The organism is Streptomyces sp. NPDC091371 (genome assembly GCF_040684275.1).
Lineage (GTDB): Bacteria > Actinomycetota > Actinomycetes > Streptomycetales > Streptomycetaceae > Streptomyces.
Map to the genome: position 1 here is coordinate 229,200 of NZ_JBFBFP010000002.1, position 25,392 is coordinate 254,591.

Annotated in this window: 22 protein-coding genes; 10 read left to right on the forward strand and 12 right to left on the reverse strand. The window is 72.7% G+C overall.

Going from position 1 to position 25,392, the window contains the following annotated elements:
- Positions 1–43 precede the first annotated feature (43 nt).
- The 3 genes from AB0O21_RS03920 to AB0O21_RS03930 all read left to right on the forward strand — a co-directional run bounded on the left by AB0O21_RS03920 (position 44) and on the right by AB0O21_RS03930 (position 2,312).
- Entirely contained in the window at positions 44–421 is a 378-nt protein-coding gene (locus AB0O21_RS03920) for a F0F1 ATP synthase subunit epsilon (RefSeq protein WP_365165847.1), read from the forward strand.
- A gap of 123 nt (positions 422–544) precedes the next feature.
- Positions 545–991, forward strand: coding sequence for a DUF2550 domain-containing protein (locus AB0O21_RS03925; protein ID WP_365165849.1), 447 nt, complete (start codon positions 545–547; stop codon positions 989–991).
- A 106-nt stretch (positions 992–1,097) separates the two neighbouring features.
- Positions 1,098–2,312 carry a lamin tail domain-containing protein gene (locus tag AB0O21_RS03930; protein WP_365165851.1) on the forward strand — a complete coding sequence of 405 codons (1,215 nt, stop codon included), beginning with the start codon at positions 1,098–1,100 and terminating at the stop codon, positions 2,310–2,312.
- A 68-nt stretch (positions 2,313–2,380) separates the two neighbouring features.
- On the opposite strand, the gene AB0O21_RS03935 is transcribed toward AB0O21_RS03930, so the two are convergent.
- The 3 genes from AB0O21_RS03935 to AB0O21_RS03945 form a co-directional block, all read right to left on the reverse strand.
- Positions 2,381–4,282 (reverse strand): glycoside hydrolase family 18 chitinase, encoded by a 1,902-nt coding sequence (locus tag AB0O21_RS03935; protein ID WP_365165853.1) that lies wholly within the window; start codon positions 4,280–4,282, stop codon positions 2,381–2,383.
- Between the two features lie 125 nt (positions 4,283–4,407).
- Positions 4,408–5,052, reverse strand: a complete 645-nt coding sequence (locus AB0O21_RS03940) for a response regulator transcription factor (RefSeq protein WP_365165855.1) — start codon at positions 5,050–5,052, stop codon at positions 4,408–4,410.
- A complete protein-coding gene (locus tag AB0O21_RS03945) occupies positions 5,049–6,233 on the reverse strand; it encodes a histidine kinase (RefSeq protein ID WP_365166375.1) in 1,185 nt (394 codons plus the stop codon). The genes AB0O21_RS03940 and AB0O21_RS03945 overlap by 4 nt, the downstream gene beginning before the upstream one ends.
- A gap of 221 nt (positions 6,234–6,454) precedes the next feature.
- Between AB0O21_RS03945 and AB0O21_RS03950 the strand changes: the two genes are divergently transcribed.
- A complete protein-coding gene (locus AB0O21_RS03950; protein ID WP_365165857.1) occupies positions 6,455–7,000 on the forward strand; it encodes a hypothetical protein in 546 nt (181 codons plus the stop codon).
- Here AB0O21_RS03950 and AB0O21_RS03955 read toward each other — a convergent pair.
- Positions 6,997–7,569 (reverse strand): cob(I)yrinic acid a,c-diamide adenosyltransferase, encoded by a 573-nt coding sequence (locus AB0O21_RS03955; protein ID WP_365165858.1) that lies wholly within the window; start codon positions 7,567–7,569, stop codon positions 6,997–6,999. The genes AB0O21_RS03950 and AB0O21_RS03955 overlap by 4 nt on opposite strands.
- 107 nt (positions 7,570–7,676) lie before the next feature.
- Between AB0O21_RS03955 and AB0O21_RS03960 the strand changes: the two genes are divergently transcribed.
- The 4 genes from AB0O21_RS03960 (at position 7,677) to AB0O21_RS03975 (ending at position 12,575) form a co-directional block, all read left to right on the forward strand.
- On the forward strand, positions 7,677–8,210 hold the full coding sequence (locus tag AB0O21_RS03960; RefSeq protein ID WP_365165861.1) for a hypothetical protein: 534 nt from the start codon (positions 7,677–7,679) through the stop codon (positions 8,208–8,210).
- A gap of 173 nt (positions 8,211–8,383) precedes the next feature.
- The gene (locus tag AB0O21_RS03965; RefSeq protein WP_030660329.1) at positions 8,384–9,232 is read left to right on the forward strand and encodes a 3-hydroxyacyl-CoA dehydrogenase family protein; all 849 of its coding nucleotides are present in this window, start codon (positions 8,384–8,386) and stop codon (positions 9,230–9,232) included.
- A 163-nt stretch (positions 9,233–9,395) separates the two neighbouring features.
- Positions 9,396–9,719, forward strand: coding sequence for an STAS domain-containing protein (locus AB0O21_RS03970; RefSeq protein WP_365165864.1), 324 nt, complete (start codon positions 9,396–9,398; stop codon positions 9,717–9,719).
- A gap of 177 nt (positions 9,720–9,896) precedes the next feature.
- Positions 9,897–12,575 carry an ATP-binding protein gene (locus AB0O21_RS03975; RefSeq protein ID WP_365165867.1) on the forward strand — a complete coding sequence of 893 codons (2,679 nt, stop codon included), beginning with the start codon at positions 9,897–9,899 and terminating at the stop codon, positions 12,573–12,575.
- Between the two features lie 167 nt (positions 12,576–12,742).
- On the opposite strand, the gene nucS is transcribed toward AB0O21_RS03975, so the two are convergent.
- Positions 12,743–13,414, reverse strand: a complete 672-nt coding sequence (gene nucS / locus AB0O21_RS03980) for an endonuclease NucS (RefSeq protein ID WP_365165869.1) — start codon at positions 13,412–13,414, stop codon at positions 12,743–12,745.
- Positions 13,415–13,633: 219 nt separating this feature from the next.
- Between nucS and AB0O21_RS03985 the strand changes: the two genes are divergently transcribed.
- Positions 13,634–14,026 carry an SCO5389 family protein gene (locus AB0O21_RS03985; protein WP_365165872.1) on the forward strand — a complete coding sequence of 131 codons (393 nt, stop codon included), beginning with the start codon at positions 13,634–13,636 and terminating at the stop codon, positions 14,024–14,026.
- Between the two features lie 91 nt (positions 14,027–14,117).
- Here AB0O21_RS03985 and AB0O21_RS03990 read toward each other — a convergent pair whose 3' ends face one another.
- Positions 14,118–15,149 carry an LLM class flavin-dependent oxidoreductase gene (locus AB0O21_RS03990; protein WP_365165877.1) on the reverse strand — a complete coding sequence of 344 codons (1,032 nt, stop codon included), beginning with the start codon at positions 15,147–15,149 and terminating at the stop codon, positions 14,118–14,120.
- Between the two features lie 230 nt (positions 15,150–15,379).
- Between AB0O21_RS03990 and AB0O21_RS03995 the strand changes: the two genes are divergently transcribed.
- Positions 15,380–15,706 (forward strand): ATP/GTP-binding protein, encoded by a 327-nt coding sequence (locus tag AB0O21_RS03995; RefSeq protein ID WP_150517804.1) that lies wholly within the window; start codon positions 15,380–15,382, stop codon positions 15,704–15,706.
- An 8-nt stretch (positions 15,707–15,714) separates the two neighbouring features.
- On the opposite strand, the gene AB0O21_RS04000 is transcribed toward AB0O21_RS03995, so the two are convergent.
- The 6 genes from AB0O21_RS04000 to scy form a co-directional block, all read right to left on the reverse strand.
- The gene (locus AB0O21_RS04000) at positions 15,715–16,530 is read right to left on the reverse strand and encodes an ABC transporter permease (protein WP_365165880.1); all 816 of its coding nucleotides are present in this window, start codon (positions 16,528–16,530) and stop codon (positions 15,715–15,717) included.
- Complete coding sequence (locus tag AB0O21_RS04005; protein WP_365165882.1) at positions 16,527–17,642, reverse strand: ABC transporter ATP-binding protein; 1,116 nt, start codon at positions 17,640–17,642, stop codon at positions 16,527–16,529. Before AB0O21_RS04005 ends, AB0O21_RS04000 begins: the two co-directional genes overlap by 4 nt.
- Positions 17,643–17,795: 153 nt before the next feature.
- Entirely contained in the window at positions 17,796–18,575 is a 780-nt protein-coding gene (locus AB0O21_RS04010) for an ABC transporter permease subunit (RefSeq protein ID WP_365166377.1), read from the reverse strand.
- 2 nt (positions 18,576–18,577) lie between these two features.
- Positions 18,578–19,585: an ABC transporter ATP-binding protein gene (locus AB0O21_RS04015; protein ID WP_365165884.1), complete on the reverse strand. Its 1,008-nt coding sequence runs from the start codon at positions 19,583–19,585 to the stop codon at positions 18,578–18,580.
- A 113-nt stretch (positions 19,586–19,698) separates the two neighbouring features.
- Positions 19,699–20,637: a cellulose-binding protein gene (locus tag AB0O21_RS04020; protein WP_360888535.1), complete on the reverse strand. Its 939-nt coding sequence runs from the start codon at positions 20,635–20,637 to the stop codon at positions 19,699–19,701.
- A gap of 194 nt (positions 20,638–20,831) precedes the next feature.
- Positions 20,832–25,322: a polarized growth protein Scy gene (scy, locus tag AB0O21_RS04025; RefSeq protein WP_365165886.1), complete on the reverse strand. Its 4,491-nt coding sequence runs from the start codon at positions 25,320–25,322 to the stop codon at positions 20,832–20,834.
- Positions 25,323–25,392 lie beyond the last annotated feature (70 nt).

Below are 25,392 nucleotides of genomic sequence, written 5' to 3' on the forward strand. Positions count from 1 at the left end.
CAACACCCGGCTGACCCGCCGGGTGGTGACCCGAGGAGCCACCTTGGCTGCTGAGCTGCACGTCGAGCTGGTCGCGGCGGACCGCAATGTCTGGTCCGGCGAGGCCACCCTTGTTGTCGCCCGCACCACGTCCGGCGACATCGGCGTCATGCCCGGTCACCAGCCGCTTCTCGGTGTGCTGGAATCGGGCCCGGTGACCATCCGTACCAGCGAGGGCGGCACCGTCGTCGCCGCGGTGCACGGCGGATTCATCTCGTTCGCGGACAACAAGCTGTCCCTGCTGGCCGAGATCGCCGAGCTCGCGGACGAGATTGACGTCCAGCGCGCGGAGCGGGCACTGGAGCGCGCCAAGTCGGACGCCGATGCGGCATCCGAGCGGCGCGCCGAAGTCCGGCTGCGCGCCGTAAGTGCGGGGCACTGACCCCCGTACCACTGTGTGAAACCTCAGCCGCGGTCCGTTCCGGAATTTTCCGGAGCGGGTCGCGGCTGAGGCGATGCAGCTCTGTTTTTCGTCTGTATTCGATGAGCGAGGAGGTCGGTGAAGATGCTCCTCGCTCTGCTTGTGAGCGGCCTGGTCGTAGCCCTGGTGGTGATCGGGCTGTTTGTCTTCGGGCTGCGCCGCCGGCTCATCCAGCGCTCCGGCGGGACCTTCGACTGCAGCCTGCGCTGGGGCGTGGCCGAGGAACCCGACGTATCCGGCAAGGGCTGGGTGTACGGGGTCGCCCGCTACGGCGGTGACCGCATCGAGTGGTTCCGGGTGTTCAGCTACTCGCACCGCCCGCGCCGGGTGCTGGAGCGGGCCTCCATCGAGGTGATCGCGCGCCGCGCGCCCGAGGGCGAGGAAGAGCTGGCCCTGCTGTCCGACGCCGTCGTGCTCGGCTGTCTCCACAAAGGGACGCGCCTGGAGCTGGCGATGAGCGAGGACGCGCTGACCGGTTTCCTGGCGTGGCTGGAGGCTGCGCCGCCCGGGCAGAGGGTGAACGTGGCCTGACCAACCGGCCGAACCCCGGGTGCGCCTGGGGCGGGGTTCCGGGGGCCGCTGCTGTGATGTCCGTGAACGTGGGCCTTCCCTGGCCGACGGTGTCACGGAAGGAGCCATGGCGGGCGCGAAGCGGAATCTCCCGGTCGGCGGCAGAGGAGCCGCCACGGGGTGGTCGCGGCGGATGCTGGTGTTGCTCGCCGCCTTTGCCGTACCCATGGCGTTGCTGGTGCCGTCGGCGCAGTCGCAGTCGACGGACCTGTTCTTCAGCGAGTACGTGGAGGGCTCCGGCAACAACAAGGCGCTGGAGATCTTCAACAACACGGGCAGCGCGGTCAACCTGTCCGGCTACAGCGTCCAGATCTTCTTCAACGGATCCCCGGTGCCGGGCACGACGATCAACCTCACCGGGAGCATCCCCGCAGGCGACGTCTTCGTCCTGGCGGACGACAACGCGGCTGCGGCCGTGCTCGCCGTGGCCGACCAGACCAGCACGTCGGGCTTCTTCAACGGCAACGACGCCGTCGTGCTCTACAACGGCACCGCGGTCATCGACGCGATCGGGCAGGTCGGCGTCGATCCCGGGATCGAGTGGGGGAGCGGCCTCCAGAGCACCATGGACAACACGCTGCGGCGCAAGTCCGGGATCGAGGCGGGCGACACGAACCCGTCGGACGCCTTCGATCCGGCAGTCGAATGGAACGGCTTCCCCGTCGACACCTTCTCCGATCTCGGCATCGCCCCGCCGGTCCCGGTGGATCCGGAGGTGAGTGTCTCGGCGGGCGGCGACTGCGGCTCCGACGGCCGGACCTCCACCTTCAACCTCGCGCTATTCGACCCGGACACCGACGCGTCCGGCCTGACGCTCAGCGCGGCCTCGTCGAACGCCGCCCTGCTGCCCGTCGGCAACGTGTCCTTCTCGGGGACGGGGGCGAACCGGGTCGTCACCGCCGCCACCGTCGGGAGCCGTACGGGCACGGCGGTCCTGACCATCACCGTCAGCGACGGTCAGGGCACCGGCAGCGCCACCGTCACGGTGAAGGCGGGCGGTAGCGGCGCGGACACCCTGATCGGCACCACGGACGCGGATGTGCTTCTCGGCCGGTCCGGCGGTGACAACCTGGCCGGCCTCGAGGGCAACGACCTGCTCTGCGGCGGGCCCGGCAGCGACATCATCAGCGGCGGGTTCGCCGACGACACCATGATCGGCGGGCCCGGCGACGATCAGTTCACCGGCGGGCCGGGTGGCGACCAGTTCAGCGGCGGGCCGGGCCGTGACATCGCCACGGACTTCACGCCCGGCGACGGGGACACGGGCGACTCGATCGCTTAGGAGCCGGCACCGGAGAAGCCGGGGAGACGGGGGCGGACCCGTTTCCCCGGCTTCCGTCCTTGTCGGAGTTACTGGAGCCCGGTGTGGACCGCGTTCGCGAGCTCGCCGTTCGCGGTGTCGCCGCTGAACTCCCAGTAGAAGGCGCCGCGCAGGCCCTGCTGCTTGGCCCAGGTCATCTTCCCGGCGATGGTGGCGGGGGTGTCGTAGCTCCACCAGTTGCTGCCGCACTTGGCGTAGGCCGTGCCGGCGATCGTGCCGGTGGCCGGGCAGCCGTTCTTGAGGACCTTGTAGTCCTCGATGCCCTGCTCGTAGGTGCCGGCGGCGGGTCCGGTGGCGGTACCGCCCGGGGCGGCCTGGGTGACGCCGGTCCAGCCGCGGCCGTAGAAGCCGATGCCGAGGTTGAGCTTGGAGCCGGCGATGCCCTTGCCCTTGAGCTTGGTGATGGCGGCCTCGGAGTTGAAGCCCTCCTGCGGGATGCCCGTGTAGCCGGTGAGCGGGGAGTGCGGGGCGGTCGGGCCCTGGGCGGCCCAGGCGCCGAAGAAGTCGTAGGTCATCACGTTGTAGAAGTCGACGTACTGGGCGGCGCCCGCGTAGTCGGCCTTGTCGATCTTGCCGCCATTGGAGGCGTCGGCGGTGATGGCAGCGGTGACCAGGTTGTTCGCGCCGAACTTGGCCCGGACGGCCTGCATCAGGTTCTTGAAGGAGGCCGCGCCGGAGGTGTCGCAGCTCAGGCCGCAGGCGTTCGGGTACTCCCAGTCGAGGTCGATGCCGTCGAAGACGTCCGCCCAGCGCGGGTCCTCGACCAGGGAGTAGCAGGAGTCGGCGAAGGCGGCCGGGTTCGCGGCGGCCTGGCCGAAGCCGCCGGACCAGGTCCAGCCGCCGAAGGACCACAGCACCTTGAGGTTCGGGTACTGCTTCTTCAGCTTGCGCAGCTGGTTGAAGCTGCCGCGCAGCGGCTGGTCCCAGGTGTCGGCGACGCCGTCGACGCTCTGGTCGGCGGTGTAGGCCTTCTCGTAGTCGGCGTAGGAGTCGCCGACGGTGCAGCGGCCGTTCTGGACGTTGCCGAAGGCGAAGTTGATGTGCGTGATCTTGGCTGCCGTGCCGGAGGTGACCAGGTTCTTCACGTGGTAGTTGCGCCCGTAGGTGCCCCAGTCGGTGAAGTAGCCGAGCTTGACCTTGCCGCCCGGGTCCGGCGGGATGGTGCCGCCGGGGGTGGTCACGGACAGCTGGCCGGAGGAGGGGCCGGTCTGGTCGATGGTGTCCCGGGCGGTGACGCTGTAGGTGTAGGTGGTGCCCTTGGTCAGGCCGGAGTCGTTGTAGCCCGTCCCGGTGACCGTCGCGATCTTGCTGCCGTTGCGGTGGACGTCGTAGTTCTTGATGCCCTTGTCGTCGGTGGCCGCGGTCCAGGCGAGGCTGAGGGAGGTCTCCTGGACGTTGCTCGCGGTGGGGGTGCCGGGGGCTGAGGGCGGGTTGTCGCCGGGCTGGGTGGTGCCGTCGCAGGGGCCGCCGTTGATCTTGCAGCCGCTGGGCGCGCCGCTGCCGGAGCCGTTGAAGCCGAAGCTGATGCTGTTGCCCGGGGCGAGGGTGCCGTTCCAGCCGACGTTCCTGCCGGTCCAGTGGTCACCGGAGTTGGTGACGGTGGCGTCCCAGGCGGAGGTCACGCGGGTGCCCGAGGGGTAGTCCCACTCGACCGCCCAGCTGGTGAGGGTGGTGGTACCGGTGTTCTTGATCGTCCACTTGCCCTCGAAGCCGGTGCCCCAGTCGGAGACCTTGGTGTACGTCGCGGTCGCGGAGGTGGCGGCCTGGGCCGGGCCGGCGAGCGCGACGAGCCCGGTGACGGGCACGGCGAGCGCGGCGACGACGGCCGCGACTCTGGTGAAGAACCTGGTGCGCCTGGTGCGGGGTGGGGGTGCTGTGCTCAAGGGTGCTCCTCCGTAGGTCCGTCTCCGCCGTGGGGCCGACGTCGACATGGGGGTGGGACCTGCGCCGCCCGTGAGCACGCTTTGTCATGGCACGCTCACCACAGTGTTGCGGTGAGAGTAGAAAGGTCTGGACCAAGCGTCAAGAGGTCCAGACCGGTGCTCCTGGAGACGCGCTAGATCCCCAATTCCTGGGCCAGTACGGCCGCTTGGACCCGGCTGCGGAGCTCCAGCTTGCCCAGCAGGCGGCTGACGTGCGTCTTCGCCGTCGCCTCCGCCATGTCCAGGCGTACGGCGATCTCCGCGTTCGACAGCCCCGCGCCCAGGCACGACAGCACCTCGCGTTCGCGCCGGGTCAGCGTCTCCAGGGCCGGCGGTGCGGGAGGCCGCTCCGGGCGCGCCGGAGCCGCGAACTCCGCGATCAGCCGCCGCGTCACCGCGGGGGAGATCAGGCCCTCCCCGCGCGCCACGGTCCGTACCGCCGCGATCAGCTCCGACGCCTCCGCGTTCTTCAGCAGGAAGCCCGCGGCCCCCGCCCGCAGCGCCCCGAACACGTACGCGTCGAGGTCGAAGGTGGTCAGCACCAGTACGTCCGCCAGGCCCTCCGACACCACCAGGCGGGTCGCCGACACCCCGTCGAGCCTCGGCATCTGCACGTCCATGAGGACGAGATCCGGCCGCAGCTCCCGGGCGAGGCGCACCGCCTCCTCCCCGTCGGGCGCCTCGCCCACCACCTCGATGTCGCCCGCGCTGCGCAGGATGAGCACCAGCCCGGCCCGTACCGCGCTCTGGTCCTCCGCCACCACCACCCGGATGGTCATGCCTCCACCGCCTCCACTTCCGCGGGCAGCGACGCCCGCACCCGCCACAGCGAGCCGCTCCGGCCGGCCGTGAACTCCCCGCCCAGCAGCTCCGCCCGTTCCCGCATGCCGACCAGCCCCGCGCCGGAGCCGGGGGCGCGGGGGCCGGGCCGGTCCCCGTACGGGGAGTCCACGGCCACCGTCAGCGTCCCGCCGGTGCGGGCCACGCGGACCGCGACCGAACCGGGGGAGGCGTGCTTGAGGGCGTTGGTCAGCGACTCCTGGACGATCCTGTACGCCGCCAGCTCCACCGGGGCCGGCAGGGGCGGGCCGGGGGGCCGCTCGTCCACGAGTACGAAGTCCAGCCCGCTCGCCGACCCGTTCGTCCGGGCCTGCCCGAGCAGGGCCTCCAGTCCGTCCAGCGAGGGCACGGCCACCGCCTCCTGCTCCGCCCCAGCGTCGCGCAGCAGCCCGATCAGCCGGCGCATTTCGGCCAGCCCCTGCACGCTGTTCTCCCGGATCACCCCGAGCGCGTCCCGGCTGGTTTCGGGCGTGTCGATGGACAGCGCCGCGGTGGAGTGGATGGCGATGGCGGAGAGGTGGTTGGCCACCATGTCGTGCAGTTCCCGGGCCATCCGGGCCCGCTCCGCGGCCACGGCCTGGCTGCGGTCCATCTCGGCCAGCAGCGCCGTCTGCTCGGCGCGCAGCCGGGCGGCCACGGCGGCCTCGCGGTGGTTGCGCAGGGTGGCGCCGGTCAGGGCGGGGCCGAAGCTCACGATGCCGGTGATCACGCCGATGAGGAGGGCCTGCGGGGTGCGCAGCCACGCCACCGCGGCGATGGTGACGGCGACGGTGATCAGGCCGGTGCTGACCGGGAGCCGCCGGGCCATGGCGGGTTTGCCGTAGACGACGGCGGCGTACATCAGGTCGGTGAAGATCAGGACGGTGGCCAGATTTCCCAGTGTGAACTGGTCCGCGATGATCCCGGCGGTGCCGACGGCCAAGGTCACGCGGGGCGCGGTGCGGCGCAGCAGCTCCATCGCGCCCAGCACCACGAGCGGCACCAGCGCCGCCCAGTCGGGCAGGAGGTGGCGGCTGTTGTTGCTGTGGACGCCGAGCGACCACAGCGCGAGGCCAGCCAGCACGCTGACCACCGCGAGGAGGACGTCGTCGCGGTGCGGGCGGAGGCTCCGCGCGCTCACGGGCGCGGTCGCGGTCGGCGGGGCCGGCGTCGGCGCGGTCGGGTTCTTCGCGGTCACGGTCCCATCCAACAGGGCGGCGCGGCCCGGGGCCTCGGCGGAGGGGCCGAGTTTCCCCTACATCGAAGGATGCAGCCCGACGTCGTCCACGGCGACGACGTATCGGGCCCGGCCGGAAGGAAGGCTGGGAAGGCATCGACGAACCGCCCCGAACGGAGACTCCCGTGATCGTCACGCTGATCATCGCCTGCGAGGTCGGCTTCTGGGTCCTGCTGGCCGCCGGCCTGGCCCTGCGCTACCTCGCGAAGATGCCCCGGCTGGGGGCCGCCGTGCTCCTGTGCGAGCCGCTGCTGGAGCTGGTCCTGCTCGTGGTGACCACGCTGGACCTGAAGAACGGCGCGGAGCCGGACTGGAAGCACGGCCTCGCCGCCCTGTACATCGGCTACACCGTCGCCTACGGCCACTACACGGTGAAGTGGCTCGACGGGCACGCCGCGCACCGGCTGGCCGGGGGGCCGAAGCCGCCCGGCGCCGGATACGGGAAGGCCCGGGCCGTCCACGAGTGGAAGCTGTGGCTGCGTACCGTCGTCGCCGCTGCCGTGGCCCTCGGCCTGCTCCAGGCCGCGATCGCGTACGTCGGCGACGCGGGCGACGTCAGCTCGCTCAGGGCCTGGCAGTTCGCCGCCCTGCGGGCGGTCGGCATCCACGCCCTGGTCGCCGCCGCCTACACGATCTGGCCGAAAAAGGCCCCCGCGGCGGATGCGGCCTAGCGGTCGCCGCCCGGCACCCACAGGACGTCGCCGACCTCCTTGTTGGCCACCCGGGCCAGGATGAACAGCAGGTCCGAGAGGCGGTTCAGGTAGGTGGCCGTCAGCGGGTTCATCACCTCGCCGTGCACCTCCAGCGCCGCCCAGGTCGAGCGCTCGGCACGCCGGACCACCGTGCAGGCCTGGTGCAGCAGGGCCGCGCCGGGGGTGCCGCCGGGGAGGATGAAGCTGCGCAGCTTCTCCACCTGCTCCAGGAAGAGGTCGCAGTCCGCCTCCAGCTTGTCGACGTAGAACTGCTCCACGCGCAGCGGCGGGTACTCCGGGTTCTCGACCACCGGGGTGCACAGGTCCGCGCCGACGTCGAACAGGTCGTTCTGCACGCGGACCAGCACCTTCACGACCTCCGCCGAGAGGCCGCCGAGCGCGATCGCCGTCCCGATGGCCGCGTTGGCCTCGTTGGCGTCGGCGTACGCGGAGATCCGCAGGTCCGTCTTGGCCGTACGGCTCATGTCGCCGAGGGCGGTCGTGCCCTTGTCGCCGGTACGGGTGTAGATGCGCGTGAGGTTCACCATGCGGCCAGCGTAGTGCGGGCGCCCGGGGAAACTCCGGGCGGCAGCCCCCGTCCCCCGCGTACGGTCGCCCAGGGCCGCGCGGGCCCGGAAACCGGGGGAACCACGCTTTGGCCGACTTCCACGACATCTGGCGACGGGCCGAAGCGGTCCAGCTCATCGACGCCTTGGCGGGCTTCCTGGTCTCGCGGTACCCGGACAGCCCGGGCGTGCGCCGGGAGATCGACGGGATCGCCGACGCGGGCCGCGCGGCCGCGGCCGCCGGCCGTCCGGGCGAGGCCGCCCGCCAGTACTCCCTCCTGCACGAGCGGGCACAGGAGTGGGCGGGACACCCGCACCACGTGTGGGAGCCGCGCCCCGCGGAGGCGGACGCCCTGGTGCGGGACTACGTCAAGGACCTGCTGCGCGGGCGGCTCTCCCGTGACGAGCTCGACCGGCTCTCCCGCATCCGCGGCTCCGTGTCGGTCATCTCCCGGCAACTGCTCGCCCGCGCCGACGTGGACGCGCCGGCGCGGGAGGACGTCCGCTACCTGGTGGCCCGCGCCGAGACGGCTCTGGACCTCGGCCACGTTCCGGCCGCGCGGCGCGAGCTGGACCGGCTGCGGGGGATCGAGGAGCGCTACCGGGATCCGGAGCCCGGATGAACTGGGGGACGGCGCACGGGTCCTGGGCCGTACCGGTGTGATGTCCGTCATTTGAGACGTGACGCGTGTTACTTCGCGGTCACTCCGCGCCGCCCGGGCGCTAGTCTCCGCCGGAGTGGCTACGAGACCGGGCCTTGCCGGGCCGGGATCCGATCAAAAACTTGGGGTGTGCAGTGGCTGGGAAGCTCGCCGTCATCGGTGCCGGGCTGATGGGTTCCGGAATCGCTCAGGTCTCCGCTCAGGCGGGTTGGGACGTCGTGCTGCGGGACGTCACCGACGCGGCGCTGACCCGGGGCACGGACGGGATCAAGGCCTCGTACGACAAGTTCGTCTCCAAGGGCAAGCTCACGGCCGAGGACGCCGAGGCGGCGCTCGCGCGGATCACGACGACCACCGACCTCGACGCCGTCGCCGACGTGGACATCGTCGTCGAGGCCGCCTTCGAGAAGATCGAGATCAAGCACGAGATCTTCCGCGCCCTCGACAAGATCGTGCGCGAGGACGCCATCCTCGCCTCCAACACCTCCGCCATCCCGATCACCAAGATCGCGGCCGTGACGGAGCGTCCGGAGCGGGTCGTCGGCGCGCACTTCTTCTCGCCCGTCCCGATGATGCAGCTCTGCGAGCTCGTCCGCGGCTACAAGACGAGCGACGAAACCCTCGCCGCCACCCGGGCGTTCGCCGAGTCCGTCGGCAAGACCTGCATCGTCGTCAACCGCGACGTCGCCGGCTTCGTGACGACCCGTCTGATCTCCGCCCTCGTCGTCGAGGCCGCGAAGCTCTACGAATCGGGCGTGGCCTCCGCCGAGGACATCGACATCGCGTGCAAGCTGGGCTTCGGGCACGCGATGGGCCCGCTGGCCACCGCCGACCTCACCGGCGTCGACATCCTGCTCCACGCCACCAGCAACATCTACACCGAGTCCCAGGACGAGAAGTTCGCCCCGCCGGAGCTGATGCGCCGGATGGTGGACGCCGGCGACATCGGCCGCAAGAGCGGACAGGGCTTCTACAAGCACTGAGCACCACCGTTCGAATGCCATCACCCTTCGGGGTGAATTAGGTATCGGTTCGCTCACGGTCGGCAACTTCCCTGCCCGCGAGGCAGTCAGTTGCAGTGAGAGTTGCCGACCACGGACCAGTCGGACCCGGGACCATACGTACGCGGTACTGCCAGGAGCACACATGCACATCAGGGGCGACCACACCGAACTCGCTGTCGGGGGCCGCCTCGACGTGCGCAGCGCGGCGGACGCCCGTACGGCCCTCCACACCGCCCTCGACGACGGACACGGCGACCTCGTGCTCGACCTCACCGGGCTCGACTCGTGGGACGCCACCGGACTCGGCGTGATCATGGGAGCCCACCGGCGGGCCGGCCGGACCGGACGGCGCCTCGTCCTGCGCGGGGTGCCGCCGCAGATGCAGCGGCTGCTGGTGGCGACCCGGCTGCACCGGATCCTCGCGATCGAGGGCGGGCTGGAAGCCGAGTCCCTGCCCCGGGTTTGACCTGCACATTTCCTGCGGAAACGTAACGGTCCGGTGGTGAAGGCCACCCTGCGGTTCCCCGCACGACCGGCCACCGTCTAGGGTTCGGGCGGAAACCGGACCAGTAGCGAGAGCGGCGTGTGCGAAGGCCGGGCGGTAAGACGGCGACGGCGCGCAGCGCGATCGGGGGACTTGGTCATGGACCTTACGCAGGGGCAGGCCGATCCGGAGGAGCGCCCCGGGAAGTCCGGGGCGTCCGCACGGACGTCGGCGTCCGCGCCCGCCGGGCGGCTGGTCACCCTGACCGCCGGCGAGTACACCCTCGCCGTCAACCCGGTCGACGGCAGCGAGATCGAACCGCCCCGCCCCGGCACCGAGACGACCCGCCCCGCCAAGCGCGACGCGGCCGCCCGCGCCGCCCGGGACGCCGCCGCGCGGCCGCCCGTACTGCCAGGACCGCCCATATCCGCGCGGCCCCTCTTCGAGCGCGAGGAGGAGCGGGAGCGGCTCGTCCGGCTGCTCGGCCGCGGCCGCTCCGTACGGCTGACCGGGCCCGCCGGCTCCGGCCGCACCGCCCTGCTCGACGAGGTCGCCGCCCGCTGCGCGAACCTCGCGCCCGACGGCGTCGTACGGCTCTCCGGCCACGGGCACCAGCAGCCCGGCGAACTGCTCCAGGCGCTGTACGCGGCCGTGTACGAGGCCCCGCGCGAGCGGCCCGACCGGATCACGCTCCTCGCCCGCGTCCGGGACATCGGCGCCATCGTCCTCCTCGACGACCTGGAGATGGGCGGGAGCGCCCTCGACGAGCTGCTGCGCGCCACCCCCGAGTGCGCCTACCTGCTGGCCGCGACCCCCGACACCCGGGCCCCTTCCGAAGACTCGCACCTCGAAGAGGTCTTCCTCGGCGGCCTCGGCAAGGCCGACTGCCTGGCCCTCCTGGAGGCGGGCGTCGGACGGCCCCTGACCGACCAGGAGACCGCCTGGGCGGCCGACCTGCGGTTCGCCTCCGAGGGGCTGCCGCTGCGCTTCGTCCAGGCCACCGCGCTGCTGAGGCAGCGCGACGAGCTCAACCACACCGACGAGGACGACGACGGGGAAGAGCCCGGCGTCTTCGAGGAACGCCCGCGTGACGCCGCGCAGGTACCCCTGCCGACCCTCGCCGAGGGCGCGGCCCCGGCCGAGCTGCTGGCCTCCCGGGTCAGCGAGTCGGCGCGCGCGGCCCTGCGGATCGCGTGCGCGCTCGGCGGGGAGATGCCGCACCACACGCACCTGCCGGCGCTGGTGGGGGACACCCACGCGGACTCGGCGGTGGCGGAACTGCTCGCCTGCGGGCTGCTGACCCCCGTCGGCGTCCGCTACCGGCTCGCCGCGGGCGTCGCACGCCAGCTGGAGGAGGCCGGCTACGGCGACACCGCCGCCGAGGAGGCCCGGACGGCCGCCCGGCACTACGCCTGGTGGACCGGGCACGCCTCGGTGACCCCGGAGCGGGTCGCGGCGGAGGCGGAGGCGGTGCTCGCCGCGCTGGCCGGCGCGGACGTGGTGGCGGCGGTGCTGCTCGCGCGCACGGCGGCCCCGGCGTTCGCGGCCTCGCTGCACTGGGAGGCCTGGGAGCGGGTGCTGCGCGCGGGCGCGGAGGCCGCGCGCAAGGCGGGGGAGGTCGCCGAGCAGGCGTACTTCCACCACGAACTCGGCGTGCTCGCACTGTGCGAGGGGCGCCTCGACCGCGCCCGGGCCGAGCTGGAGACCTCGATCGGCCTGCGGGGCGCGCTGGCGGACAAGCGGGGCACCGTCGCGGGGCGGCGGGCGCTGGCGCTGGTCGTCGACCGCGAGGCGGCGGGCGCGACGTCCTCGCCGCCGCTGCGCCTGGAGCCGCCGGCCGCCGCTGCCCTGCCGGCGGGCTCGGCGGGCTTGGCGGGTAAGGCTGCCCCTGCGGGCCCTGCGGGCCCGGCCGGCCCGGGCGGTCCGGCAGCCCTGGCGCCCGGCGGCGCGGGTGGCTCCGGAGCCGCGGTCGCCCTGCGCGGGCCGGGTGCGGCCGGTGGAGCCGGTGCGGCCGGTCCCGCCGGCAGGGCCGGATCCGGCGACGGGGTCGCCCTGCGCGGGCCCGGTGTGGGCGGCCCCGGTGTCGCCCCTGCGGCCGGTGCGGCCGGCTCCGGTGGCGCGGCGGGCGCGGGCGGCGCGGTCGCGCTGCGCGGATCCAGTGCGGCCGGCCCCGCCGGTGCGGCGGACGCGAAGGCGCCCGGCGGCCCCGGCGGCGCGGGAGAGGTGACGTCGCCCCTGCCGGTGCCGGTTTCGCCCGAGGCAGTGACCCGGGTGACCCCCGTGGTGCCGGTGACCCGGCGCGCGGAGACCCCCACGACCCTGTCGGCGGTGTTCGAGGACGCGTTCCCGATGACGCCGAAGACCGCCGACCCCGAACCGGATCCCGCCGCGCCGCCTGCCGCGGAGCGCGGCCGGCGCCGTACGGTGCTGCTGGCCGCGGCCGGTGCCCTCACGGTGGTGGCGCTGGGCACCGTGGTGAGCCTGGGCATGACGTCCGAGGAGAGCACGCCGCCGGCCAAGGGCCCCGCGGTGTCCACGACCCCGCCGCGCACGGCCCCGTCGTCGGCGCCGGGCACGACCGGCCCCGCCGTGGAGCCGCCCGTGGCGCCCCCGACGTCGGAGTCACCGGCCCCGGGGGGCACGACCCCCCAGACCCCGGGCAAGACCGCGTCGCGCAAGCCGTCGGCGACCCCGCCGAAGTCCCCGCCGCCGTCCTCGTCCACGCGGCCGCCGACGTCCCCGGACCCTTCGACGACGCAGCCGAGCGAGTCCCCGACCCAGCCTCCCACTCCCTCGCCCTCGGCGTCGGACACGGTCGCGCCGCCCGTCACCCCGTAAGCCGAAGCAGCCGCCAGTGCTGCCGAGCACCGCCGCCATCGCGCACGCCTGGCGGCCCGCGATCGACCCCGGATGAGCCACGCCGTGTGCGTGACCACGCCGGAAAGCCCGGACGCCGCCCCGGCCGCGACCCGCAGCTCACCCTCTGGTGAATTGCGGAACAAGTCTTAGAACAGGCGGAGCTTGTCGTCCTCGATGCCGCGCAGGGCGTCGTAGTCCAGGACCACGCAGTCCATGCCGCGGTCCGTCGCCAGGACCTTCGCCTGCGGCTTGATCTCCTGTGCCGCGAAGACACCCCGCACCGGGGCAAGGTGCGGGTCGCGGTTCAGCAGCTCCAGGTAGCGGGTCAGCTGCTCGACGCCGTCGATCTCGCCGCGCCGCTTGATCTCCACGGCCACGGTCGCGCCGGAGGCGTCCCGGCACAGGATGTCCACCGGGCCGATCGCCGTCATGTACTCGCGCCGGATCAGGGTGTAGCCCTCGCCCAGCGTTTCGATGCGGTCCGCGAGGAGCTCCTGGAGGTGGGCCTCCACGCCGTCCTTGATGAGGCCGGGGTCGATGCCGAGCTCGTGGGAGGAGTCGTGGAGGACTTCCTCCATGGTGATGATGAGCTTCTCGCCCGCCTTGTTGACGACGGTCCAGACACCGGCCTCGTCCCCGCTCCCTTCCTTGAGGGTGCACGGCGGCGACATCCAGTTGAGCGGTTTGTACGCCCGGTCGTCCGCGTGGATCGAGACACTGCCGTCAGCCTTCACGAGGATCAGACGGGGTGCCGAGGGCAGATGGGCGGTGAGCCGGCCCGCGTAGTCGACGGAGCAGCGGGCAATGACGAGACGCATGGTCCGCAACGCTACTCGACCGACGGGGCTCCACGCGATTCGCCCCTGAAAGCCCCCTTCGCCGATGGCGCGTTGTATGCGCATTCTCCTGGTGCGCCACCCATGGGGCGCCTACCGTGGTGAGCGGGAGGTTGCGAAGCGTGCACGCTGCGTTGCGGCCTCCTTCCCTGCCCGTAAGACCTCGGCAACCCAATCGCCGGGGTCGCGAGAGGAGAACCCATGTCGCTCGACGTCTCACCGGCCCTACTCGAACAGGCCGAGCGAGGCGAGGTCGACGAAGCCGCTTTCGTCGACTGCGTCCGGACCTCCCTGCCCTACGCATGGGAGATGATCAGCTCGTTGGTGGCCCAGCTGAAAGTGGACGGCGGAGAGTTCGCCGACAACCAGACGCCGCCGCCGGACGAGCAGGCGCGTGGGCAGCTGCTGCGCGCCCTCGCGAGTGACGCGATACGAGGTGCGCTGCAGCGGCACTTCGGAGTGCGCCTGGCATTCCAGAACTGCCACCGGGTAGCGGTGTTCCCGCTTGATTCCTCGGTGGACGACCGGCTGGCCAAGTTCACTTCGATCCGCGGTCAGCTGCTCAACCAGTCGCCGGAACTGCGCGACTGCTAACTCGTACCGCCAGTACTGCCAGTACTGCCAGTACTGCCAGCACGACGAGCACCACCAGCACCACCCGCACCAGCAGTACCTCCGGCGGATCTCAGCCGAGACGGGGCAGGACCTCGGCGCCGAGGCGTCGTACGTTCTCCTCCGTCGCGGCGAGATCCCCGGAGCCCTCCGTCAGGAGGGCGAAGCGCGTGATGCCGGTCCGGGCGGACGTGGCCGCCAGCCGGTCCGCCGCCAGGTCCGGGGTCCCCACCGGGTGCAAGTTGCAGAGGAGCTCCGTGTACGCGACGGGATCCCGCATCGAGCGGATCCGGCCGTCCACCGTCACGTGCGCGTCCAGGCCCTGTTTCAGCCAGCCCGGCATCGCCTTCAGCAGCGTCTCGCAGGCGTCGGCCGTGCTGTCCGCCAGCTGGCACACCCCGGCGGACACATGGCCCGCGCCGGCCACGAAGGACCGCGAGTGGCCCGCCGCCAGCGCCGTGCGGCGCCACAGGGCGACCATCTCCGCCTTGTCCTCGTCCCCGCAGTGCATGCCGAGGAGCATCGGCAGTCCCCGCTGCGCGGCGAGCCGGACCGACGACGGGGAGGTGCAGGCCACGATGACCTCCGGGCCCGTCCCGTCCCCGTCCAGGGCTTCCGAGGGGCGCGGTACGACGGCCACCTCGCGGAACCGGTGCCGCTCGCCCGCAGCCGCCACGCGGGGCTCGGTCAGCCAGCGCCGCAGCAGGTCCAGGGCTTCCGGGAAGCCGCTCTCGTACGCGTCCAGGCCGCCCCCGAAGACCTCCAGGTCCACCCACGGCCCGCCGCGGCCGACGCCGAGGGTGAACCGGCCGCCGGAGGTCAGGTGCAGCAGGGCCGCCTGCTCGCCGAGGGCCACCGGGTGCGCGTTCGGCAGCACGGTCACCGCCGTGCCCACCCGCAGCCGCCGGGTCCGGCCCAGCAGCAGCGCCGCCAGGGTCACCGCCGAGGGGCAGACCCCGTACGGGACGAAGTGGTGCTCGGCGAGCCAGACGGCGTCGAGCCCGGCCTCCTCGGCCACCTCGGCGGTCCGCACCGCCCGGTGCAGTGCCTCGCCCTGTCCCTGGCCCGGGAACTGGGCAGCCAGTACAAACGCTCCTACGCGCATCGCCTTTAGCCTCCTCGCGGCTGACGCGGCCTCCCCCAGGCGGACCGGTTCTTCCTATGGCAACAACGTCTGACACGTGCCAAAGGCACGGGCTGACAGGAAAGTTATTGGGATTGTCGGGCCATTCCCCGGGCGGAGCCGTCCCCTCCACGACCACCCTGCGGGTAGCGGGGCTCGCTGCGCGTAGTCTGGGAGAAAGTCACTGCCGTCCGCCCATCCGTGAGGTATACGTGTCACCGCGCCACAACCGCCCCCGAGGCGGCGAGACTCCGGACGAACGCCCGTCCACCGGCCTCGACCGCTACGGGCTGGAGCGCACCGAGGAGTACCAGGGCGAGGAGTGGAAGGTGCGGCACGTCGCGGGCGCGAGCGCGGCGGGCAAGCGCTACCGCTGCCCCGGCTGCGACCAGGAGATCCCCTCCGGCACCCCGCACCTGGTGGCCTGGCCGGAGTACGGCGGCGTGGACGACCGGCGCCACTGGCACAAGGCCTGCTGGAACGCGAAGGACCGCCGCACCTCGAAGGTGCAGCGGTCCCGCAACGCGCCCCGGTACTAGGCCCGGAACTAGACGTCCCGGCGGCCGACCGCCACGTAGGAGGCGGCCACCGACCCGCCCGTGATCAGCAGGATGAGCGCCAGCTGGGAGAAGGCGGTGGGCAGAGCGCCCATGTCGGCGCCGGCCGGCATGCCGAACAGCTGCATCAGCGCCACCGGCGCGTTGTGCCGGAGGATCGTTTCCCCGAGCGGCTGGAGCGCTTCCCACATGCTGAGCATGCCGCCGATCACCGGCGGCAGCGTGACCACGCCCAGCATCACGGCGATCGCCCCGGCCGAATGCCGCAGCAGCGCGCCGACGGCCAGTGCCAGCACGCCCAGCAGGGTCACGTAGAAGCAGCCCGCCAGCGCGCCGAGCCACTCGACGCCCGCGTGCGGTCCGGCGGCGGAGCCGCTGTGGAGGAGCGCCGCGGCGATGCCGACCACGAAGACGGAGCAGACGGTCGTGACGAGGGCCGTGACGGCGAAGACGAGGTACTTCGCGGTGAGCACCCGGTGCCGGTCGGGGGCGGCGGTGAAGGTGGTCCGGGCGAGGCCGGTGGCGTGCTCCGAGGTGATCGTCAGCACGCCGAGGACCATCACCGCGAGCTGCCCGACCAGCAGGCCGAAGAGGGCCGGCGTGGTGAAGGAGATGTTCAGGTAGTCCTGGTCCACGGTCTGCGCGACGAAGAGCATTCCGACGCCGACGACGGTCAGCACGAGCGCCCCGAGCGTGAACAGCGTGGAGCGCACCGAGACCATCTTGGTCCACTCCGAGGCCAGGGCGTGCCCCAGGTGCGGCCGCGGTGTCGGCAGCGGCGAGCTGTAGGTGGCCGGCGCGGTCATCGTGCGTCCTCGGGGTCGTTCTTGGCGGCGCCGGCGAGCTCGCCGGGGTCGCTCGGCATCAGGAAGGGCTGCCCGCCCGCTCCGGGCGGGGGCGGCGCGAAGAACCCGGCCCGCGGGACCTCGGGGGCGGCCGTCTCCTCCTCCCAGGCGGGGACGGTGAGCGGCTCCGGCTCCCACAGCTCCTCGCGGGGGTCTTCGGTGGAGGTGTACTCGACGGAGGACTGGGTCATCCGCATGTACGCCTCCTCCAGCGAGGCCCGGTGCGGTGACAGCTCCCACAGCCGGACGCCGGCCTCGTGCGCGAGGTCGGAGATCCGCGGGAGCTCCAGCCCGGTCACGCGCAGGGCCCCGTCGGGCTCCTGGAGGACCCGGCCGCCCGCCCCGCGCAGGGCCGCACCCAGTGCGTCCCGGCCATCGGGACGGGTGTCGGCCGCGCGGACCCGAGCGAATCCGGCCGAGTTGTGCGTGATGAATTCCTGGGTGCCCATGTCGGCCAGCAGCCGGCCCCGGCCGATCACGATCAGGTGGTCGGCGGTCAGCGCCATCTCGCTCATCAGGTGCGAGGAGACGAAGACGGTACGGCCCTCGGAGGCGAGCCGCTTCATGAGGTTGCGCACCCACAGGATGCCCTCGGGGTCGAGGCCGTTGACCGGCTCGTCGAACAGCAGCACCCGGGGGTCGCCGAGCAGGGCGGTGGCGATGCCGAGCCGCTGGCCCATGCCGAGCGAGAAGCCCTTCGTACGCACGTGGGAGACGTCCTGCAGGCCGACCACCGCCAGTACCTCGTCCACCCGCTTCTCGGGGATCCCGGAGAGCTGCGCGATGGAGAGCAGGTGCCTGCGGGCCCGGCGGCCGCCGTGCACGGCCTTGGCGTCGAGCAGGGCCCCGACGTGCCGCTGGGCGTTCGGCAGCTCCCGGAAGGGGTGGCCGTTGATCGTGACCCGGCCGGACGTGGGCCGGTCCAGGCCGAGGATCATGCGCATGGTGGTGGACTTCCCGGAGCCGTTGGGCCCCAGGAAGCCGGTGACGTGACCCGGCTTGACCTGGAAGGACAGCTGGTCGACGGCGGTCTTCGCGCCGAAGCGCTTGGTCAGGCCGACTGCCTCGATCATTTTTACTGCCCCTTACCAGGCCGGGACGACTCTCGCCCGCGTAAGGCTTAAGAGGATATCGAGCTTCCTGTGGTTCCGTCCCGGGCCGATCCCCGAGCCCGACCCTGAGGCCGACCCGGGGATGACCCGTAGTCCTTCAGACGGAGGCGGCGCTCACGCGTCCCTCTTCTTGAGGACGAGGTAGCCCCCGAGTACGGCGGCCAGCGTCCACAGGGCCATGATCCCGAAACCGCCCCAGGCGCTGTAGGGGGCCTCGGTGCTGCCCATCGCACCCGGGACGACCTGCATGATCTTGCCGCCGGCCTGGTCCGGGAAGTACTGCGCGACCTTCCGGGTGGCCTCGACCGCCCCGAGGATGTTCGAGACGAGGAAGAAGAACGGCATCAGGATGCCGAGCGACAGGATCGAGCTGCGCAGGATCGTGGCCACGCCCATGGAGAACAGGGCGATCATCGCCATGTAGAGGCCGGCGCCGATCACCGCGCGCAGGACGTTCGGCTCGTCGATGCCGATGCTGCGGTCGCCCAGGATCGCCTGCCCGAGGAAGAACGACAGGAAGCTGGTGACCAGGCCCACCACGAGCGCGAGCCCGGTGGCCACGACGAGCTTGCCGACGAGGAACTCCGCGCGCCGCGGCACGGCGGCCAGCGAGGTGCGGATCATGCCCGAGCTGTACTCGGTGCCGACGACCAGGACGCCGAAGACGATCATGGCGAGCTGGCCGAGGGTCATCCCGGCGAAGCTGGCCAGGGTCGGGTCGAAGGTGGCCTGCTCCTCCGGCCTCATGCCCTCGAAGGAATTGCTGATCACCGCGCACAGCGCGGCGCTGATCCCGACGGTGACCACCATGGCGGAGATCAGGGACCAGCTGGTGGAGGCGACCGTGCGGATCTTGGTCCACTCGGACTGCAGAACGGCGGAGAAGGAGGACACGGTCACTCGCCGCCCTTGCGCGTCGCCTCGAAGCCCGCGCCCCACGCGGGGACGTCGGCCGGCCGGGCCGGGTTGCCGATCCCCGCGGGTACGGGAGCGCCCGGCGCGTGGGCGTGGTACTCGACGGAATCCGCCGTCATGCGCATGAACGCTTCCTCCAGTGAAGCCCGTTGCGGGCTGAGTTCGTGCAGCACGATCTGGTGCTGGGCGGCCAGCTCGCCGAGCCGCTCCGATTCCACGCCGTCGATCTCCAGCGCGCCGGTGGCCGGGACGCTGATCGCGTCGATCCCGGCCTCGTGCAGGACGTCCTTCAACCGCTCCTGCTGGGGCGAGCGCAGTCGCACGTAACTGCGCGAGTTCTGCTGGATGAAATCGGCCATCGACAGGTCTGCCAGCAGTTTTCCCTGCCCGATGACGACCAAATGGTCAGCGGTCAGGGCCATTTCGCTCATCAGGTGGGAGGAGACGAAGATCGTCCGCCCCTCCGCCGCCAGCCCCTTCATCAGATTGCGGATCCAGAGAATTCCCTCCGGGTCCAGACCATTGACGGGTTCGTCGAACATCAGGATTTCCGGGTCGCCCAGCAGAGCGGAGGCGATACCCAGGCGCTGGCCCATGCCCAGCGAAAATCCTTTGGACTTCTTCTTCGCCACGGCGGTCAGGCCGACCAGGTCCAGCACCTCGGAGACCCGGCTCTTCGGGATCCGGTTCGACTGGGCCAGGCAGAGAAGGTTGTTGTAGGCGCTGCGACCGCCGTTCATGGCTTTCGCGTCCAGCAGCGCCCCGATGTACTTCAGCGGCTCCGGCAGGTCCCGGTAGTGCTTCCCGTCGATCCGGACCGTACCGCTGGTCGGGTTGTCGAGGTCGAGCATCATGCGCATGGTCGTGGACTTCCCCGCCCCGTTGGGGCCGAGGAAGCCGGTCACCACCCCCGGTCTGACCTGGAAGCTGAGGTTGTCCACGGCGGTCTTGGCGCCGAATCGTTTGGTGAGGCCCTCAAGCTCGATCATGGGCCAACGCTAGAACGCAGAAGGGCCGTACGCCACCTACGAAAGGTGACGTACGGCCCTGCTTTGGTCGCGAAACGGGCGAACAGTACCGCCCGGTAACCGAAACCCTGAGGTCAGCGGCTCTGCTGCGCCGGGACGCCGCGGGTGACCGGCTCGTCGTCCACGATCGGGTTGGCCGCCGCGACGGCCGCGCCGGTCAGCGTCGCCAGCATCTCGCGGACGTTGGTCAGCTGGGCGTTGATGGAGTCGCGGCGGTTGGTGAGCGCCGCCAGCTCGCGCTCGGACTCGCTGCGGATACGGTCCGCCTTGGCGTTGGCGTCGGCCACGATGTCCTCGGCCTGGCGCTGCGCGGTCTCCACCGTCTGGCGGGCCCGGCGCTCCGCGTCCGTACGCAGCTTCTCCGCCTCCAGGCGCAGCTGCTCGGCCCGGTGCTCGATCTCGGCGAGACGCTTCTCCGCCTTCGCCTGACGCGAAGCCAGGTCGCGCTCGGACTGCTCGCGGCGCTTCGCCAGGTTGGTCTCGAAGTCCGCGGCGGCCTGGGCGGCCTTGGCGCGGGTCTCCTCGAACAGGGCGTCGGCTTCCTCGCGCTTGGAGGCCGCGTCCTTCTGGGCCTCGGCGCGCAGGGTGGAGGCGTCACCCTTGGCCTTCTCGACGATGCGGACGCCCTCGTCCTCCGCCTTCGACTTGCGGTCGGCGGCGAACGACTCGGCGTCGTTGCGCACCTGCTGGGCCGCAGACTCGGCGAGCTCGCGGTGCTGCTCGGCCGCGCGACGGGCCTCCTCGCGCAGGTCCTTCGCCTCCTCCTCGGCCAGGCGCAGGATCTTCTCGACCCGGGCGCCGAGACCCGCGTACGACGGCTCGGCGTCGTTCACCTGGGCCTGGGCGTTCTGCGTTTCGAGGTGCAGCTCCTCGATCCGCTTTTCCAGAGAGTTGATACGTCCAAGGGCGCTGTCGCGGTCGGAGACCAGCTTGGTAATGCGGTCGTCCACCTGACCGCGGTCGTAACCGCGCCGCACGAGCTCGAAGCCGAAGGGGGAGGAAGGGTCGCTCATGGGGTTCCTGTCGAATGAGACCGATGAGGTGCTACGTGAGGTGTTAGGGGAATCCTAGGCGCCCGGGCGGCGTGTCTTCGAGTCAATCCGCGATTGATCTGGACAATGACACCCCTTTTGAGTGGCAAGGCGACAGAATGCTTGTCACTCGTTCGCCTGAACCTCCATCAGGAGCACACATCCTCGTGCGCCGACTAGCCCTCCGACGTCTTCCCACCCGAACGAGTGGAACCTGCCGTCGCGCCCGCCTTCACGCCCCCCGCGCCCTGGCCGCCGACCGCGGGCTTCGCGCCGCCCGAGGGCGCCTCGAATGATTCCAACGCCTCAAGAACGTCCTGGACACGGGAGATCTCCGCCTGAATGTCCTCGCGCCTGCGCACCAGGACCTCCAGCTCACGACGGCCCTCCTCGACGAGCCGCTCGGCCTCCGCCTTGGCCTCCGCGAGGGCGTTCTCCGCCTCCCGGGCCAGCTCCGCCTTCTTCTGCTCGGCCTCCTTGAGCAGCGCCTCGGCCTTGCGCACCGCTGCGATGCGCACCTTGCTCGCCTCGCTGCTCGCGTCCGACACCAGCGCCTTGGCCTTCGCCTCGGCCTCGACGCTCTGCTCGGTCGCCGCGCGCACCAGCTTGTCCACGCGCTCGCCGGCCGACTTCATCTGCTCGGCCGACTCCCGGCGGGCCCGCTCGTGCAGCTCCTCGACCTCCGCCTCGACGCGGCCCCGCAGCTCCTCCGCCCGCTCCCTTATGGCGGCGGCGTCGCTGCGCGCGCCGACCAGCAGCTCGTCCGCGTCCGTACGGGCCTTCTCCACCATGGAGTTGCCCTCGACGGTCGCCTCCGAAGTGATCCGCGCGGCCTCCTTGCGGGCCGCGTCGACCATCGCGTCGGCCTGCTCCTCGGCCCCCGTGGTGGCGGCCAGGGCCTGCTTGCCCGCCTCGGCGGTGAGCTTGTCGGCCTCCGCCGCGGCCTCCGTGATGAGCCGGTCGACCTGCTCCGCGGCCTCGCTGCGGCGCTTGTTGGCCGCCTCGCGCGCCTCGTCCAGCAGCCGCTCGGACTCCGTACGGGCCTCGCCGCGGATGCGCTCCGCCTCGGTCGCCGCCTCCGCCTTGACCCGCTCGGCCTCCGACCGGGTGCGGGTGGCGTGCTCCTGGGCCGAGGACAGCGCCTCCGACGCCTCGGCGCGCAGCCGCTCGGCCTCGTTCGAAGCCTCGCCGACCGTCCGCTCGTTCGCCTTGCGGGTCTCCGCGGTGAGCCGGTCCGCTTCCGCGGCGGTCTCGGCGGTGAGCTTGTCGGCCTCCGCCGCGGCCTCGGTGATGAGCCGGTCCGCCTGCTCGGCGGCCTCGCTGCGCAGCCGGTTGCCCTCGGCGCGGGCCTCGTCGAGGGTCCTCGCGGACTCCTGCTCGGCGCTCGCCAGGGTCTCGTTCGCGGCGACCGTGACGCGCTCCGCCTCCGCGGTGGCCTCGCCGATGATCCGGCCGCCCTCCGCCCGCGCGTCCTCCAGGACCTTCGCGGCCTCGCCGACCGTGGCCTCGTTGGCCTTGCGGGTCTCGTCGACCAGCCGGTCGCCCTCGGTGCGGGCGTCGACCAGGACGCGGGCCGCGTCCCGCTCGGCCGCGACCAGCGTCTCGGCCGCCTGGGCCCGCAGCTGCTCCGCCTTCGTGCGCAGCGCCTCCGCGGCCGCCTCGGCCTCGCCGACGGTGGCGGCGTTCGCGGCCGTGGTCTCCTCGGTGAGCCGCTCGGCTTCCGCGGCGGCTTCGGTGATGAGCCGGTCCGCCTGCTCGGCGGCCTCCGTGCGCAGCCGGTTGCCCTCGGCGCGGGCCTCGTCCAGGGTGCCGGCCGCCTCGGCGCGGGTGGCTTCCGCCGCCTGCGCCGCCTCCCCGGTGATGCGCTCCGCCTCCGCCGTCGCCTCGGCCGTGATCCGGGCGCCCTCGGCGCGCGAGGCCTCCAGGGACTCGGCCGCCTCGCCGCGGATCCGGTTCGCGTCGTCGCGGGCGTCCGCCCGGGTACGGGCCGCGTCCCGCTCGGACGCGGCCAGCGCGTCCGTGGCCTCGGTACGCACCCGCTGCGCGTACTCGGCGGTGTCGCTGCGCAGCTGCTCGGCCTCGGCGATCGCGTCGCCGACCGTGCGCTCGGCCAGCGCCTTCGCCGCGTCCGTCTCCGTACGGGCCTCGCTGCGGATCCGGTTGGCGTCCTCGGTGGCCCGCTCCCGCTCCTCGTAGGCGTCCGCGCGGACCCGGGCGGCCTCTTCCCCGGCCTCCGTCTTCGTACGCTCCGCCGCGTGCTCGGCGGCGCTGCGCAGCCCGGCGACCTCCTCCTCGGCCTGCTCGTGCAGACCGGCGACGGAGTCCCGCACCTGCTGGGCGGTGGCCTCGGCGGCCGACACGACCTCCGACGCGCGCCGCTCGGCCTCCTCGGTCAGCCAGACCGCCTCGGCCTGCGCCTCCTCGGAGCGCTTGCGGGCCTGCGCCAGCAGTTCCTCGCTCTGCTCGCGGGCCTGGGCCCGCTCGCTGTCCGCGTCGGTCCGCGCCGACGCCAGGGTCTCCTCGGACTCCCGGCGGCGCCGGGCGGCCTCCTCAGCCGCGGCGGCCAGGGCCTCCGCGGCCTCCTCGGCGACCCGCTCGGCCGCCGCCTTCGCCTCGGCGCGCAGCCGGTCCGCGGTCTCCTGCGCCTCGGTGCGCACCCGCTCGGCCTCGGCCTCGGCCTCGCCGCGCAGCCGTACGGCCACCTGCTCGGCCTCGGCGCGCACCCGGCCGGCGTCGTCCGCGGCGTCGGTGCGCAGCTGGTCGGCCTCGGCCTCGGACTGCGTCTGGAGGGCGCGGATCCGCTCCGCCGACTCGGCGCGCAGCCGGTCGTTCTCCTCGGTGGTCTCCCGGCGGATGTTCTCCGCCGCCGCGCGGGCGTCGCGCAGCGTCTGCTCGGCCGTGGTCAGCCGGGCCTCGGCGTCCGTGTGCAGCCGTACGAGCTCCTCGTCGGCCTCCGCCCGCTTCGCGGCAAGTGCCTGCTCGGTCTCCTCGCGCCGTGCGAGGGCCGCCGCTTCCGCCTCGGCGCGTACGGCCTCGGCCTGCTCCTCGGCCTCGGCGCGCAGCCGCTCCGCCTCGGCGCGGGTCCGCTCCAGGGTCTCCTCGGCCTGCTTGCGCAGGGTCCCGGCCCGCTCGACGGCCTCGGCGCGCACCCGCTCGCTCTCGGCGGTCGCCCCGCCGCGCAGCTCGTCCGCGTCCGCCTTGGCCTTGCCCAGCAGTTCCTCGGCGGTCCGGGCCGCCTCCTCGATCTGCTGGACCGCCTCGCGGCGGGCCTCGCCGCGGATCCGCTCGCCCTCGGCGACGGCCTCCGCGCGCAGCTGCTCGGCCTCGCCGCGCAGCCGGCGGGCCTCTTCCTGGAGCTCGACCGTGCGGGCCCGGTACTCCTCGGTGTCGTCCTTCGCGGCGCCCTTGAGCTCATCGGCCGTCGTCGCCGCCTGCAGGCGCAGCCGGTCGGCCTCCGCCTCGGCCTCGCGGCGGATCCGCTCGGCCTCCTCGGACGCGGCCCGGGTGGTGGCCCGGGCGTCCTCCGAGGCCTTGTTCAGTACGTCCTCGGCCGTGCGGGCCGCCTTCGCCAGCTGCGCCGCCATGTCCTCGGCGGCGGCCGTACGGGCCTTCTCGCCGGCCTCGGTGCGCAGCCGCTCGGCCTCGGCGCGGGCGTCGGCCAGGGCCTGCTCGGCCTCCGCCTTGAGGGTCTCGGCCTCCTTGGTGGCCTCGCCGACCAGCCGGGCGACCTGCTCCTTGGCGGTACGGGTGCGCTGCTCGTTGACGGACTCCGCCGACGAGAGCTGGCGGGCCGCGCTCTCCTTGGCCTCGGCGAGCAGCTTCTCGGCCTCGGCACGGGCCTCGCGCAGCGCCGCCTCGGCCTCCTGCGCCCGGGTCTCGGCCGCCCGGCCGAGGTCCAGGGTCTGCTGCCGGGTCTGCTCGGCCTCGGCGGAGGTGGTGGAACGCAGCCGCTCCGCGTGCTCGGTGGCCTCCTGGGCCTGCGTGGAGGCGGCGGTCAGCAGCCGCTCGGCCTCCTTGCGGGCACGCAGCAGCGTGGCCTCGGTCTCGGCGCGCGCGGCTTCCGAGTCGGCGGCCATCCGGCGCCGGGTCTCCTCGGCGACGCGGGCGGCCTCGGCGCGGGCCGCGTTCAGGGACTGCTCGGCCTCGGCGCGGGACTCCTCCATGAGCCGGCGCGCCTGGGACTCCGTACGGGCCCGGAGCTGCTCGGCCCAGGCCACGTTCTCGTTGACGTGCGCCTCGACGGTCTGGCGGCGCTCGTTGAGCTCCTGGTCCAGGCGCTGGCGGCGGTTGACGGCCTCGGCGTGCAGCTCGGCCTGGAGCCGGGCCTGGTGCTCGGCGTGCTCCTGCAGGATGCGCTGGGTCTGCGCCCGGGCGTCGCGCAGCTCGCGCTCGGCGTCGGAGCGCATCTGGTCGGCCTGGATCTGGGCGTTGCGGAGCAGCTGCTCGGCCTGATAGCCCATGTCCGCGCCGTCGTAGGCGGGCCGGGACGCGAGCGCGCGCCGCACCTCGTGCAGCTTGGCGCGCAGCACCTCGACCTGGTAACCCAGGTCCTCAGCGTGCTGGACGGCCTTCCCGCGCTCCTTCTTCAGCCGCTCCATCTCGGCCTCGAAGCGCGAGAGATGGTCGGCCTCGGCCTGATGGCTCTCCTGGCTTTCGTAGCCCCGCACAGCGCGGTCCCATCCGTCCCCTGGTCGCAAGCTCACTCCCAAATGAGCATCGCTCGCCCGCTGAACGACG

What these genes read in the sequence shown, in the direction of transcription:
- AB0O21_RS03940 (WP_365165855.1), bottom strand. Translation starts at nt 5,052, where the DNA reads ATGACCATCCGGGTGGTGGTGGCGGAGGACCAGAGCGCGGTACGGGCC.
- AB0O21_RS04020 (WP_360888535.1), bottom strand. Translation starts at nt 20,637, where the DNA reads ATGAGCGACCCTTCCTCCCCCTTCGGCTTCGAGCTCGTGCGGCGCGGT.
- AB0O21_RS03930 (WP_365165851.1), top strand. Translation starts at nt 1,098, where the DNA reads ATGGCGGGCGCGAAGCGGAATCTCCCGGTCGGCGGCAGAGGAGCCGCC.
- AB0O21_RS03935 (WP_365165853.1), bottom strand. Translation starts at nt 4,282, where the DNA reads ATGTCGACGTCGGCCCCACGGCGGAGACGGACCTACGGAGGAGCACCC.
- AB0O21_RS04005 (WP_365165882.1), bottom strand. Translation starts at nt 17,642, where the DNA reads ATGATCGAGGCAGTCGGCCTGACCAAGCGCTTCGGCGCGAAGACCGCC.
- AB0O21_RS03975 (WP_365165867.1), top strand. Translation starts at nt 9,897, where the DNA reads ATGGACCTTACGCAGGGGCAGGCCGATCCGGAGGAGCGCCCCGGGAAG.
- nucS (WP_365165869.1), bottom strand. Translation starts at nt 13,414, where the DNA reads ATGCGTCTCGTCATTGCCCGCTGCTCCGTCGACTACGCGGGCCGGCTC.
- AB0O21_RS04015 (WP_365165884.1), bottom strand. Translation starts at nt 19,585, where the DNA reads ATGATCGAGCTTGAGGGCCTCACCAAACGATTCGGCGCCAAGACCGCC.
- AB0O21_RS03925 (WP_365165849.1), top strand. Translation starts at nt 545, where the DNA reads ATGCTCCTCGCTCTGCTTGTGAGCGGCCTGGTCGTAGCCCTGGTGGTG.
- AB0O21_RS03970 (WP_365165864.1), top strand. Translation starts at nt 9,396, where the DNA reads ATGCACATCAGGGGCGACCACACCGAACTCGCTGTCGGGGGCCGCCTC.
- AB0O21_RS03985 (WP_365165872.1), top strand. Translation starts at nt 13,634, where the DNA reads ATGTCGCTCGACGTCTCACCGGCCCTACTCGAACAGGCCGAGCGAGGC.
- AB0O21_RS03990 (WP_365165877.1), bottom strand. Translation starts at nt 15,149, where the DNA reads ATGCGCGTAGGAGCGTTTGTACTGGCTGCCCAGTTCCCGGGCCAGGGA.
- AB0O21_RS04000 (WP_365165880.1), bottom strand. Translation starts at nt 16,530, where the DNA reads ATGACCGCGCCGGCCACCTACAGCTCGCCGCTGCCGACACCGCGGCCG.
- AB0O21_RS03955 (WP_365165858.1), bottom strand. Translation starts at nt 7,569, where the DNA reads ATGGTGAACCTCACGCGCATCTACACCCGTACCGGCGACAAGGGCACG.